1 protein-coding gene is annotated in these 582 nt (G+C 50.2%); it reads left to right on the forward strand.

Annotated features, from left to right (window positions below; all coding sequences use genetic code 11):
* Positions 1 to 18: 18 nt before the first annotated feature.
* A partial coding sequence (locus AC1DRJ_RS31770; RefSeq protein WP_477805582.1) for a tetratricopeptide repeat protein occupies positions 19 to 582 on the forward strand: 564 nt, incomplete at its 3' end.

Consider the following 582-nt stretch of genomic DNA (forward strand, 5'->3'; position numbering starts at 1 on the left):
GTACTGCGACTGGCACGCATGGTGGCCGTCAATTACCTGCAAAAAGGCTTAGAAAGCTCCCTTCCAGCTAGTCGAGTCGTCGCACTTATAAACTACGCACTGGATAAGACTCAGGACTCGTCGAAAAGCAAGATTTGGCTTGAATACGATAAAGCCAGGATTTTTGTAGCTGCCGGCGACATCGTAAGAGCACGAGACGCCTATATGTCCGTGCTGAGAAACAAACGCGGTGAATCCTGGGCATGGTTTGGCTTGGCCAAGACCTACGAAAACGAACCGGAAAAAGCTATTTGCCTAATCTCTTTCGGCTTAACCTGCGCTCATGACCCCATATTCAGCATCCCCGGACTGGTGCGACTGGCGGAGTTACTTGCCCAGACAGGCGTGCATGATTACGCCTCAAAGGCACTGGTAAAACTGACAAAAATCTACAGCAATAATAGCTGGCCGCTTAAAGGCAGCATCGTTGAGCTTACGTCATCTGCATGGTTTGACGCATCGCTGGATACCAGTGATCTTGATGCTCATGTAGAGGAGCTCGCAATAGGTGCCGATCAGTACGCCATGGTCAAACCTACCTAC

Source organism: Pseudomonas sp. P5_B2 (genome assembly GCF_056400445.1).